We start from the raw sequence: 12,574 nt of genomic DNA, 5'->3' as shown, positions 1-12,574 counted from the left end.
CCTGCCTACATTTCGATGCCATGGCCCCGGCTGAGGCGCTGGCCGCGTGTCATTTCCTCTTGCAGCGCGCGGGAAACGGTCTGCTCCCGGCGAAGTTCATGCCCGATTCCAAGCTCCCGGCTGCGATTGCGCAGGATGGATTCTACCTGCGGGTCGCGTTCGAGGCTCTTGGTCAGGCCATTCATCTGGCCTTCGACCTTGCTGCGCGCTTCGTCGTGCTGCCAGCCGCGAAGCTGCTTATGCTGGCCCTGTAGCTCCTGCCAGCGGTTCACGAACCGCTCGGCCCTGACATTGGGGTCTTGCAGCGCGGCGTTTTCGCGCTTCATTCCCTCAATAACCTGGCCGACGCGCTCCCGCCCGGAAAGCTCGGTCATGGCGCGCGCCATCTGCGGGTCATGTTGCAGAGTCGAGCGCATCAAATCTTTCATGCCGTCCTGCACCTGGTCGAGCTGCTGGCCGGCTGCACGCATTTCCTGCCGCTGCATGTCGAGTACCGGCAAGCCCTCGCGCCGGTGCTGGTCAACCGACTGATAGGCTCGTGCATAGCGGTCAACGGCCGCCTCAAGCGGCGACTGCCGCCGCACCCGCTCGGCCAATCTGTCGGTATCGGGGCGATCTTGCGCCGGCGCCGGCCGCAAGCTCCCTTCCCTTTCCGGCCGCTCGCTGCGCTCCTGAGAGGGCACAGAACGCGCATTGAGCTTGAGGCCGGCGAACATGCCGCCCCGCTGTTTTTCGGCCTGCTGCGGCCCTTGTCTGTCGATCTGCGGCCCATCCTCGCCGGCGCGGCCATGCTCGGGCTGCTCGGCGGCCACGCCGCGCCCAAGTTTCAGGCCCTCGAACGGCTTGCGGCGCTGCTGCCGATCGGCGGCGAGATCCTCGCGAGGATCCGCATGGAGATCCTGCGCGAGATCTGCACCAAGTTTTTGCGAGGATCTCGGCGCGCGGTCCTCGATGCGCTCCCGCTCGGCCGTCGACTCCCTGTCCGGACGTAGCTCGGCCCGCTCCTGGGAAAGCTGCTCGCGTGGAATCTCGATCTCGCTGCGGACGCCAATTTGCTCCGCGATCCCGCGCCGCTCGGCAAAGTCGCGGGTATAGTCGAGCGTGGTTTCCTTCACGCCCGAACGGGAGAGGCGGTTTTCAAGCTGGCTATAGGCCATCTCGCCGGCCTCCTGAACCTTCCATGTGTTGCGATGCGTCTGCGTGCCATCCGGCAAGGTGACGGGTGTGGAACCCATATGCTGAAGGCCGATCTTCTCCCCGATCTCCGGCGCGGCCTCCTTCATGGCGCGCTCAAGATCGACGCCCCATAGGGTGCGCTGCTCGCCCTTGGCGTTTTCCAGCGTCACGAAATAGCTCTCGCTATTGCCGGGCTGGTGCTCATAGGGCGCGGCCCCATGCTCGACCAGCCGGCCGGCTTGGGCGTTGAAATCGTCCATGCCGGCATAGAGCTGCGCCCCGTCGCGATGCCGGGTCATGGCGACATAGGTTAGGTGCCGGTCCATCGTCCCCGACGCCATCACATAGGCCCGATCCACCGTCGCGCCCTGGTTCTTGTGAATCGTCGTCGCATAGCCGTGGTCGATCGCCTGATAGTCGCCCATCGGCACGCTGACGCTGCGGTCCCGACCGTCGAGCTGCGCCACGATCCGGCCGGCCTCGACATGCTCGACGGTGCCAAGCATCCCATTTTTTACATCAAGGTCGCGGTTGTTCTCCAAAAACACGATCCGGTCGCCCGGCGCGAACTCCCGCTTGCCGTCATTGGTCTGGAAGGTCAGCGCGCCGGCGTCCTCGCCGCGCGCCAGCTCGCCCCTATCCTGTAGCTCCGTCCGGATTGCGTCATTGATGGCGCGCACATCGGCCCGGCGATGCGCCATCGCAACCCGGGTGCCGTCCGGGCGCTCGTCGCGATCGGCAAGGTAATCGCGCACGATCTCGCCGCGCGCCCCTTCGCCGCTCTCGCTGAAACGAATGTCGCCGCGATCCCGATAGGCCGCCAGCCCCTCGGCCGTGCGGTGCGTGGCGAAGTCAACGGAAGCCTCCCGCTGCCAGTCCACGCGCTGCCGGCGTATCTCGGACAGCTCGGCATGGCCGATTTCTTCCGTGATCGCCCGGAACGGAGCGCCGGCCCCGATCGCCTGTAGCTGCTCATGGTCGCCTACAAGGACGATCTTCGCCCCGCGCGCCTCGGCCTCGCCCACAAACCGGGCGAGCTGGCGGCTCCCGACCATGCCCGCCTCGTCGATGACAAACACGTCGCCGCGGTTGAGCTGGCCGCGGTCGTTCTCCCAACCGCGGGACCATGACGCCAAGGTGCGGCTCTGGATGCCGGAAGATTCCTCCAAGCCCTCGGCCGCCTTGCCCGACAGGGCCGCGCCGTGGACCGTGTAGCCCTCGGCCTCCCATGCCTCGCGCGCCGCCGCGAGCATGGTGGACTTGCCAGCGCCGGCATAACCGACAACCGCCGCGATCCGCTCCGGCCCGGTGATATGCTCGATCGCCCGGCGTTGCTCGTCGGACAGCCGGGCGGACGCATCGCCGGCGCTACGCTGAATGGCGGCGTCCTGCCGGTCTATGGCGCGCTCGACATGCCGGCGATCGACGCCATGACCATGCGCCTCGTGCATCCGCTGCGCGCTCTCGATCATGCCGGATTCGATCTCGACCATTTCGCGGGTCGAATAGCGCGCAAGCTCGATCTCGCCGGTTGCCGGGTCCGTCCTCTCCGGCTGAAGCTCCACAAGCGCCGGCGAGGCCATGACCTTCGCAAAGGCGGATTGGAACTCCTGCACATCGTCGTTGATGTAGCGATGCAGCGTCCGCGCCACGTCGCGCCGGTCGAACACGCTCTTTTCGCCGGTGATGAGGGTAAGAACCTGTTCCGGCTTCTCGCGGATAAGATCGGCGTTTCGCTGCGCCGCTTCCTCGTCCAGCCGCGTGCGCGCCACGTCGAGGCCGCGCCGCTCCATCTGCGTGGCATGGACGCCCATATGCTCGGTTGGCGCGATCTCTAGCCCGCGCTCCATGTGCGAACGATGGTCGATGCGAATATCTAGCCCGGCCATCGCAAGCCGCTCGTTCGCGATCCCCTCCCACGTCTGCCTGATATCGCGAAGCTGCATGTCGGTCGTGGCAAGCCCATTCGACAACAGCCATTTGTTTTCGCGCTCAAGGTAGGTCTTGTCCCCTAGACCGTTCTCGCCAACCTGCCGCGTCGTCATCATCACATGGGCGTGGTGATTGCGAACGTCGCTGGCGTCGTGCGGCGCGTGAATGGCGAAGTCCACGGCTGCGCTATAGCGGTTCGCCAGCTCCTGCGCGAACTCCCGCGTTGCCTCTAGCCGCTGCTCGGCCGAAAGCTCGTGCGGCAAGGCAATCTCAAATTCGCGGGCAACGCGGGCGTCTTTCCGCTTTTCGGTAAACTCGGCGGCATTCCACAAGTCCGACCGATCCCGCGCCCAATCGACATTGACGCCCTCGGGCAAGACGATCTCCGCATGTTCCACTCCCTGCTTGGCCGTGTAGTCATGCGTGATGCCGTCGCGTTCGTTGGTCAGCTTCTCCCCGGCACGATAAGCCATCGAAGCGACGGCGCTGCGGCCCCTCGCCCTCGAAACTGGCTTCATGCTCAAATGGTAGATCGCCAACCCGTTGCCTCGATCCCGTTTTACCGCTTTCCCGATGGCCTACCAGCCATCGGCGCGCTGAGTTGCGCAGCAACTCGTAAGTGCGCCCTTCTCAACTCAATCGCTTCGCTCTTTCGTCGCTCGGTGTGGCGCTCGTGGAACCGTCAAAGCCAATGATTGAATGCTGACATTTGTGCATGGATGGGCGAAAATTTCAACCGATGCAGGCAATTATCTGGAAATGGTCGCGGGAAATGATAGTCTCGGCGTGCAAATCGAAGCAAAGGGATGACGATGGCGCGCAAAACGATCGAACAACGTCTAGCCGAACTGGATGCGCAACGCGCTACGCTCAAAGCCAGACTGTCGAAACAGGATCGCGCCAACGATACGCGACGCAAGGTGTTGCTCGGCGCGCTCGTTCTACACCGGCTCGAAAACTCCAACGATCCCGATTTTACGCGGCGGCTGAGCGACTGGTTGCGCCGCGAGCTGCCGGGCTTCCTCACGCGCGACGGTGACAGGGAACTGTTTACCGACCTGCTCAAGGAACAGGCGGGAGGTGAACCGGGTGCATCCTGATCCCTTCCAGCTCTATTGCGACTTTCTGAAAGGGCGACCGGGCCATTGTGTCTTCACGCAGCAGGATGGATGCCATGCCTTCGCCACGGAAGACGAGATCGATGCGTCTTTCGGCTCTCGCCATGACGGTCATCATTTCGTCTGGCTCGATGCTTGCCCCGATCTCGTCGGCTTCGTCAGCGACGATCATATTGACGAATTGCTGAAGCTCGGCCGCATCGCCTCGACCTTCTGCGAAATGAGCGGGCTGACCAACTACAGCCACGCCGGCCTCAAGGCCGCCGTTCTCCTCGGCGCAAGCCGAATGCAAAGGGTGCTCGCCCTGCCGGCCGAGAACGGTCAGGTCGCCGCCGACGCATTCAGCACCTTGCCGCTGGCCCTGCGCTGGCAATTTTCTTCCATGGCGCTTGTCGGCTCCGTCCCGCTCGCTCTTCTGATCGAAAAGATGATACCGCTCGGCGCAACGGTGGAAGATGGCGAGGCGCGCGGCCGGCTCCTCGTCCTGGCGCGCGCAGCCGCCGGCGCTGCTCTCTCCGACATCGAGCTTGAAGCCGAACATTGGGCCGATTGGGCGGTCCATTGCGCAGAGCGGGAAAACCGCATCGAGGAGATAGCCGCCGACATGCTCGACCAACTCGTCAAGGATCGCGGGAGGCTCCAATGACCACCGCGAAACTTGCTTGGGCCGCGTTCAAGAACATGCTGCGCGCCGCTATCCGTAATCCGCTATGGGCGTTCCTCTCCCTGATCGCCATGCCCTTCCGCGTCTGGAAGCCGCTGCTGCAAAGTTTCTTCATCCTGTTCGTCATCCTGTTTGTGGTCGGGCTTGGCGGTCGCATGGTCCTGCGTGACTTCGGCGGCTTCGGCCCCGGCTCGATCCCGGTCATTGCCTGGGATGGCGTCACGCTGCTGATCATGGCTGCGACCGCCTTCCGCCTTCTCACCGCGCCGCTGATCCTGCATTTCGGGGATATGGAGGGCGAAACCCATGGCTCGGCCCGCTTCGCCACCAACAAGGAAACCGCCGCGCTCACCCGCGCCGATTCCGGTCTGCTGATCGGCCGCGATCCGAAGTCGGCAAAACTGCTGCGCTATGATGGCCCGGCCCATCTGCTCACCATGGCACCGACGCGCACCGGCAAGGGCGTGGGAACCATCATCCCGAACCTGCTGACGGCCGACCGCTCCGTGATCTGCATCGACCCCAAGGGCGAGAATGCCAGGATCGCCGGCCGCGCTCGCGAAACCTTCGGCCCCGTTCACGTCCTCGACCCCTTCGGCGTCACCGGCAAACCCTCGGCCGCCTTCAATCCGCTCGACACCCTCGATCCGGCCGGCCTCGATGTCGCGGAAGATGCAAGCACTCTGGCCGACGCTCTCGTGTTCGATGAACCGGGCATGGCCGGCGAGGCGCATTGGAACGAGGAAGCCAAGGCGCTCATTGCCGGCCTGATCCTCAAGATCGTCGCCGTCGAGCCTTCCGGCCGGCGTCACCTCGGCACGCTGCGCGAATATCTCACCCTTGCCCCCGACAGCTTCGCCGCCCTCCTGAAGCGGATGCAGGACAACGGCGAGGCGGCCGGCCTGATCGCCCGCGCGGCAAACCGCCACCTCGGCAAGTCCGACCGCGAGGCCGCCGGCGTTCTCTCGGCCGCGCAGCGCCATACCCATTTCCTCGACAGTCCGCGCATGACTACCGTTCTCGGCCGATCCGATTTCCGCTTTGCCGATCTCAAGCGCCGCAACGTCTCTGTCTTCCTCGTCCTGCCGCCCGATCGCCTCTCCACCTATTCGCGCTGGCTGCGCCTGCTCGTCTCGCAAAGCCTGACCGACATGGCCCGCGATCCCGCCAAGCCGGCCGTCCCGGTCCTCTATATGCTCGACGAGTTCGCGTCCCTCGGCCACCTGGCTCCCGTCGAACGCGCCATGGGCCTCATGGCCGGCTACGGTGTCCAGCTCTGGCCGATCCTTCAGGACGTTCACCAGCTCCGCGCCACCTACGGGCAGCGTGCCGGCACCTTCCTGTCAAACGCCGGCGTCCTTCAGGTCTTCGGCGTCAACGACCATGACAGCGCCCGCCTCATCTCCGATTTACTCGGGCAGGAAACCGTGGTGTTCCAGACCATGAGCCGCGCCCTCGATGCTGAGGAAAGCGGCATCACCTACGGCGAGCAACACATAGCCCGCGCGCTGCTGACCCCGGATGAGGTTCGCAATCTGCCGCAGAATCTCGAATTGCTGTTCCTCGCCGGGCAACGGCCGATCGCCGCCGGCAAGCTCGCCTATTACGCCGATCCCGAATTCAGGGGGCTGTATGACGCTCCCTGAACGCCTCGCCCATCTGCCCGACCGAAAGCGCCGCGAGCTCGAACGGGTCGCCGCGATCCTGTTCGATGAATTTGACGACGCCCTGAAAACCAAGCTCTCCATGAAGGGCAAGCGCGGCCGCATCCTCAAGCTGATCCTGTTCGGCTCGTATGCGCGCGGCGATTGGGTCGAGGACCGCAAGAGCGGTTATCGCTCCGACTATGATGTGCTCGTCGTCGTCAACTACGACAGCTTTGCGGAGCAACATGAAGCCTGGGAAAAAGCCGCCGAACGTTTCCTGCAAGAGCTGACCGTCACAAAGCACCTGGCAACGCCGGTCAACTTCATCGTTCACACCATCATGGACGTGAACGACCAGCTTAGGCGCGGCCGGCCGTTCTTCGTGGACATAGCCCGCGACGGAATCGTGATCTACGAGGTTCCCGGCCATCCCCTCGCCTCCCCGGTAGCCCTCGCGCCGGAGGAAGCCCGCGCCGAAGCGAAGCGGCATTTCGAGCATTGGTTTCCCAGCGCGACATACAGTCTGACGCAGGCGAAATACGCCATAAGGGACCGCCAGCCGAGACATGCGGCCTTCGATCTGCACCAGGCCGCCGAACGGTTCTATCATTGCGTCCTGCTCGTCGTGGCGCTCTACAGCCCGAAATCGCATCGGCTGTCCGTCCTGCGCTCCCACGCGGAGCGGCTTGCACCGCAGCTTATCGACGTATGGCCGCGCGACACCCGTTTCGCCAAACGCTGCTTTACCCGCCTCGATCGCGCCTATGTCGGCGCGCGCTATTCTCCGGCCTACGAAATCACCGGCGAGGAACTGGCCTGGTTGGTCGACCGTGTGACGGCGCTGCAAGAGGCCGTCACCCCGATCTGCGCCGGCCGCCTCGACGGCTCCGATTCCAGCGTGACAGGGACGTGAGACGCGGCCCGGCGCTGACGCCGCCTATTCGCTCATTCACTCAATCGGTGAATAGGTGAATAGGTGCATCGCTCAATCACCGATTCACACATTCGCCGAAAAGCACATCGGCCGTTCCGCTTGGTCCCTTGCTCGCCCTCCGGGCGAAACGGCTATTGGTATACCAATAGCCTATCCTGCCATCTCTAACGTTAAGGTGTTATTCCCCGACGCTATAAGGTCCCGGCGCTGACGCACCGGGGCTTTGTCACTGGCGGCCCTCCGGTCACTTCGGCGCTATGTGGGGAGCGCGTTCCCTCCGGGCCGGCGCGGCTCTCGCCGCGATGGCCTGGTCATGTCCGGAGCGTCGGTGCCCGGGCGGGGTATCACCTCCCTCCCGACACCTCCCGCGTATCAAGCGTGGGGATTGGCCGGATCGTCCGTCGCAAGGCGGCTGCGCCGTCCCCCGACGCCAGCGGCAACCAGGTGGCGGCCGGATCGAGCGGCGGGGCGCATGTCGCAAGCCGAACGGCGTTCTTGCCGGTGTGCTTGGCCGCGTACATCAGCCGATCGGCCTCCCGCATCAACTCTTTCAAGGAAGGCTGGCCGAACGGTGGCACGATCAACGCCCCCATGCTGCACGTCACGGTGTGACGCGCGCCCGCCAGCGCCCGCGTGAACCGCCCGTGCAGATGCTCGGCCGTCTCCTGCGCCGCCTCGGTCGAAGGCAACGACACCAGAACGGCGAATTCATCGCCGCCCAGGCGGCCGAAACAATCTTCCCGCCGCAGCGCCGCCCTTCCCTCGGCCGCGAACTGCTTCAGCACCTCGTCGCCGGCCTCGTGGCCCTGCTGGTCGTTGACCGCTTTGAAACCGTCGAGGTCGAGGAACGCCAGCAGCAGCGGCCGGCCTTCGGCCGCCGCCTTGACCATCATGCGTTCCGCGTGCTGCTCGAACGCCGGCTTGTTCAAGGTGCCTGTCATCCCGTCACGGCTGGCAAGGAAGCGCTCCCGCTCGATGCTGTAGCGGAAGCCCGCAACGATCCAGGCGATAGCCGCCAGCGTAACCAGATGCAGCATCATGTTGGCGAACACGGCCCCAAGCGGCATGTGCGGCGAAAGGGCAAGGCTGGTGGTCGCCACCGCCCCCGCCGCGATCACACCCACGCCCAGGCCAATGGTGAGATTGAGCCGCCAGCACGCGAGGCAAAGCGGCAGCAGATAGAGCGGCCCAAGATGAACCAGGGCCGGCCGCGCCACAAAATCCCCGGCCGCGATGACGATCATGCCGACAACCAGAATCTGCCATGTGTGAGCACTCGACAGGGAATCGAGCCACCATTTCAGGGAAAGAAAGAAGTCGCGGGATACCGCGCACCATCCGCTGTGTTGTTCATCCGGCAAAGCCCTACTCCCGCCCATACCTCTCCGGTGCCTGGCCGCCCCTGAAGTCAAGATGGCCGCATCATCGGATAGTGATGCGCAAGAGCGCGGGAACCGGGTGTTGGAAATCCCGAGGTTAGTCGGGCACAGACGCCTTTAGCCGAAGCCTGGACATGCGCGCCCGTCACCCGGTCGCCGCCCACCTCGTCTATCGCTAACCTCGCGAGGATTCCACGCCCCGGCCCACGTCTCCACAGGCATACACAAATTTACACGGTAGGGTTTAATGTTCGGGCATCGAAACTGGTAAAATTCTATTTAATCTGGCACGACGCCAGCCCCCGGCCGGCCCGCTCTTATAATATTGGGCCGTAGGGACGGCCGGGGGCGGGCCACACGCGCAAGCATTAGCGTATTAAGCTATCTACGTATCCACGTATCAACGTGCATAAGGTTCGATCGGCGGCAATCCATGCTGCGCCAGCACCGCCGACAGCCCGGCCTCGGCCATCGCCTGAATCGTCGTTCCCTCGGCATCCGCAAGCTGGCGAAGGCGCTGCCAGTCCGATCGCCGGACCTTTACCGTTAGAGCGACAGTTTCGCCCCCCCCCCTCTTTCGCCTCGGCGTCGGAATTTCCACGGCCGGCCGATCGTCCTCGATCGCTGCAAGGCTGGTGGCTTCCGCGCCAGCTTTCGGGCGGGTGAAGGCCGCAAGGCCGGTTGCTTTCTTTGCCATAGGTTCCACTCCTTAGGTACGCTCTTACGTATTTAGCTATTTACGCTCTAACGTGTCTTTGATCCACGCCCACAAAGCCCGGACTTCCTCGGCCGCTTTCCCTTCCGTCTCGAACTCCGTCACGGCGCTGCCGCTCGTCACCGCTCGTTCAAAGGGCCGCCGTTGTGTGATCTCTTGGGGTGCAATTGGCAGTCCGTAGGTTTCCAGCGCCGCCCGCGCCTCCTCGATCTCGGGTGCCCGGAATGGACAAGCGGACAGAACGAAAGCGCCGCGCACCTTTGCCGCCCTGACAATCTCGACAGCGGCGGGAACGGCTTTCAGGTCGAAAGCGGCCGGCCGAACCGGGATCAAGACCAACTGGGACCGCCTTGCGATCTGGCCGGCCGCAGGCGCTGCATGAGGCGGGGAGTCTATTATCGCCAAGGTCATGCCCTCGGCCTCGGCCGCCCTAAGCGCCGCGTCCAGCTCGGGGGCCTGCGCCGTGGCGACGATCGGCGTTCCGGCTTCCCGCGCGCTCGCCCAGGCGGTCGCGCTTTCCTGTGGGTCCGCATCAATGACGCAAACCCGTTCGCCGGTCGCCTCGGCCGCCACGGCGGTATGAACCGAAAGCGTGGTTTTTCCGCTTCCGCCCTTCTGGCTCAAAAACGCAATGACGTTCATGCGTCAATCCTTTTTTGCGTGAATACGTATTAGAGCATATAGCTAAAAACGTTACTACGTCTTTAAGTTAGTTCGGCCATTCCTCGGCTTGCCAGTCCCGCGACGTATGGATGACGTGCACGATCACGACACCTTCTTGGCCGGCCACGTCCCGCAGCTCGTAGGCGATGATGTAGGGCAGGCGGGTGACGGACTTTTCATAGGTTCCGCTCACCCGTCCCGGCCGGCCCGTCGCCATGTCTCCAAGGGCTTTGCCCGCGTCTCGAATCCGGTCAGCAATCCGCGTTGCGGCGGCCGGGCTATCTTTGGCGATGTGCTTAACCTGCACCTTGATGTCGTCCAGCGCCTCGCGGGACCATGTGACCGGCCGCTTCACGCTTTGCCCGCTCGCTTTTCTGCTTTGGCCGCCTCGATGACGGCATAAATTTCCGCCATCGCCTCATCATGGGGAATTACTCGGCCGGCCGCCGCATCGGCCATGCCGCGCTTGATGCCGTCGATGATTTCAAGTTCGCGATCGACATAGGCGGCGACGGCCTCCCCGGCGAGGAAGGATTTGCTTCGCTGCGTGTCGCTTGCGATCCGGTCGAGCTTTTCTTTCACATCGGGCCGAACCCGAATCGTCATGGTGGTGCTGGCGGTCATGGAAACGCCTCCGTGTGTTGAATTGTGTACACGCTAGCACGTTTCCCCGGCTTCCGCCATCACCTTCTAACACGTTAATACGAATATACGTTGATACGTATTAACGTATGTAACCAAGCGCGGCGCTTGCCTCTTGCTCGCTCTCGAAAGCCCATGCGGCAGGGGCCGCAGGCTCAAGCGTTGCGGTTTAGGTAGTGAGGGTGCCGCTTGCCGGCCCGCCTATACGCGGGCCGGAACCGCCGCAGGGCCGCGAGAGCGGCCCGAACAGCGGCGACCGCTTATGTTTTCATACTAAGAGAGAATCTAGAGGGGGATTCAGTCTGGTTATCGGACTCACGTTTCATCAAGCTCTTTGCCATGCTCACAAGGGCTTGCCCTAGCTGGCCGTCGCCCGCGTCGAGCTGCGTCCGCTCATCGAGGGGCAAGGCCTTCCGATAGGCGTCGATTGCCTCGCTCCAAGCTCTCTGATCCTGTCCATGATCCGCAGGCGGGGGAGGGGCCTTGCTGAACCGCCCAAGGAACTGCCGGGCCTTTTCCGGCAAGGATAGGCGATAGGCATTGCTCGCCTGCTGCACCTGGGGGCCGCGCCCTTCGTTCCCGGTCGGCTCGTAGCGGCGAATCCAGTCCAAGAACCCATGCGCCCGCAGGTTCTTCAGCGCCCGCACGATCGTATCGCGCGACCGGCCCAAGCGGTCCATGATCGTGCTGATTGACGGCTCAAGCCGGCCGGTGCGGAAGTCGATGAGATTGACGAACAGCCGCAGCACGTCGAGCGCGATCGAGCCTAGCGGGCCGCTGCGCTCGCCCTTCTCGTGCAATCCGGCCTCGTTGTAGATTTCGGCCGCTCTCAAGATCGCCTGCACGTCCTTGCGCGTCGTCGGCCGCCATATGCGGTCCTCCGATCGGCCCTTGAAATGACTGCGCCGGCGAACCGGCGTCGGGCAGCGTGCGGCCGGGGGAGGGAACACCAGATTGAACGCGGTCTGTCCCTTCGATCCCCGCAAGGCGTCCCGGCGCTCGTAGGCGAGTGCGGAGAGCTGGCCGGCCTCATCGTCGCTGAGCTGGCCCGATCCGTGCCGCGTCCAAACCTCTCGCATGATTTCATCAAGCGCGTTCCCGCGCGCGCAGCCGATCGCGGCCGCGATTTGCGTCCTCAACATTGTCCCTTCGTCCTCCGTTTCGGAGGGCATCGCGGGGTGGAAAACGGACAAAAATTCACCGTTCCGGCAAGAAGGGTCTCTTGCAGGGTAACTAGTAACTGGCTATGTTGGGAGCTGCTTAGGCCGTGCCCAACATAGCCGGTTCCGTAATCCAAAAACCCCTTGCCGTGCCACCGGCGAGGGGTTTTTCGTTATGCCCTCTGCTTCGCCTCGATATAGAACCTCAAAGCTTCTTCGATGATCGGGGCGCGACCATTCACACCCCGTTGCTCCTTGATCCGGTCGATTGCCTCAACAAGCTCGCTCGGAAGATAGATGTTCAGCGCCGCGCGTCCGGCCGCGACCTGCCGCGCCCGATGGGCGGCAACGTCCTTCCGAATTTGTTCTGCGGCTTGCTTCATTCTTACGAGTAAGGGGGGATTCGCCCGATTCTGCAACCTAATAAAATTATTACCTCGAATTCGCGGGGTTTCTGTGGGTTCTGCGCGCGATTTTCCTGCCTCGTCCTGGCGTCACGACACGAAAGTGTTGGATCTGTCCGACTTTTGAGAACGTATGGTGAT

The 12,574-nt window shown here is 63.7% G+C and carries 12 protein-coding genes; 4 read left to right on the top strand and 8 right to left on the bottom strand.

The annotated features are described in order from the left end of the window. Positions 1-5 precede the first annotated feature (5 nt). Complete coding sequence (gene traA / locus ACODTZ_RS34845; RefSeq protein ID WP_489031752.1) at positions 6-3,647, bottom strand: Ti-type conjugative transfer relaxase TraA; 3,642 nt, start codon at positions 3,645-3,647, stop codon at positions 6-8. 273 nt (positions 3,648-3,920) lie between these two features. On the opposite strand from traA, the gene ACODTZ_RS34840 reads away from it, so the two are divergent. Genes ACODTZ_RS34840 through ACODTZ_RS34825 form a run of 4 tightly spaced genes read left to right on the top strand, consistent with a single transcriptional unit; the run spans position 3,921 to position 7,449 of the window. Beyond that, positions 3,921-4,208, top strand: coding sequence for a mobilization protein (locus ACODTZ_RS34840; protein ID WP_489031750.1), 288 nt, complete (start codon positions 3,921-3,923; stop codon positions 4,206-4,208). After that, positions 4,189-4,872, top strand: coding sequence for a hypothetical protein (locus ACODTZ_RS34835; RefSeq protein WP_489031748.1), 684 nt, complete (start codon positions 4,189-4,191; stop codon positions 4,870-4,872). Before ACODTZ_RS34840 ends, ACODTZ_RS34835 begins: the two co-directional genes overlap by 20 nt. Then, positions 4,869-6,536 carry a type IV secretory system conjugative DNA transfer family protein gene (locus ACODTZ_RS34830; RefSeq protein ID WP_489031746.1) on the top strand — a complete coding sequence of 556 codons (1,668 nt, stop codon included), beginning with the start codon at positions 4,869-4,871 and terminating at the stop codon, positions 6,534-6,536. The genes ACODTZ_RS34835 and ACODTZ_RS34830 overlap by 4 nt, the downstream gene beginning before the upstream one ends. Further along, positions 6,523-7,449, top strand: a complete 927-nt coding sequence (locus tag ACODTZ_RS34825; protein WP_489031744.1) for a HEPN domain-containing protein — start codon at positions 6,523-6,525, stop codon at positions 7,447-7,449. Before ACODTZ_RS34830 ends, ACODTZ_RS34825 begins: the two co-directional genes overlap by 14 nt. A gap of 365 nt (positions 7,450-7,814) precedes the next feature. Here ACODTZ_RS34825 and ACODTZ_RS34820 read toward each other — a convergent pair whose 3' ends face one another. From ACODTZ_RS34820 to ACODTZ_RS34790, 7 genes are all read right to left on the bottom strand, one after another. After that, complete coding sequence (locus ACODTZ_RS34820) at positions 7,815-8,831, bottom strand: GGDEF domain-containing protein (protein WP_489031742.1); 1,017 nt, start codon at positions 8,829-8,831, stop codon at positions 7,815-7,817. A gap of 418 nt (positions 8,832-9,249) precedes the next feature. Beyond that, a complete protein-coding gene (locus tag ACODTZ_RS34815; RefSeq protein ID WP_006473490.1) occupies positions 9,250-9,546 on the bottom strand; it encodes a hypothetical protein in 297 nt (98 codons plus the stop codon). 36 nt (positions 9,547-9,582) lie between these two features. Further along, entirely contained in the window at positions 9,583-10,206 is a 624-nt protein-coding gene (gene parA / locus ACODTZ_RS34810) for a ParA family partition ATPase (protein ID WP_489031740.1), read from the bottom strand. A gap of 67 nt (positions 10,207-10,273) precedes the next feature. Further along, positions 10,274-10,582 (bottom strand): type II toxin-antitoxin system RelE/ParE family toxin, encoded by a 309-nt coding sequence (locus ACODTZ_RS34805; RefSeq protein WP_489031738.1) that lies wholly within the window; start codon positions 10,580-10,582, stop codon positions 10,274-10,276. After that, complete coding sequence (locus ACODTZ_RS34800) at positions 10,579-10,851, bottom strand: CopG family ribbon-helix-helix protein (protein WP_489031736.1); 273 nt, start codon at positions 10,849-10,851, stop codon at positions 10,579-10,581. Before ACODTZ_RS34800 ends, ACODTZ_RS34805 begins: the two co-directional genes overlap by 4 nt. Positions 10,852-11,129: 278 nt before the next feature. Then, positions 11,130-12,062, bottom strand: coding sequence for a helix-turn-helix domain-containing protein (locus ACODTZ_RS34795; RefSeq protein WP_489031734.1), 933 nt, complete (start codon positions 12,060-12,062; stop codon positions 11,130-11,132). 140 nt (positions 12,063-12,202) lie between these two features. Further along, positions 12,203-12,412, bottom strand: a complete 210-nt coding sequence (locus tag ACODTZ_RS34790; protein WP_489031732.1) for a ribbon-helix-helix protein, CopG family — start codon at positions 12,410-12,412, stop codon at positions 12,203-12,205. Positions 12,413-12,574: the final 162 nt, after the last annotated feature.

The sequence above is a fragment of the Rhizobium sp. FG113 genome (assembly GCF_057809895.1).
Note: the sequence above shows the minus strand (reverse complement) of the source record. Positions and strands in the feature narration are given on the sequence as shown.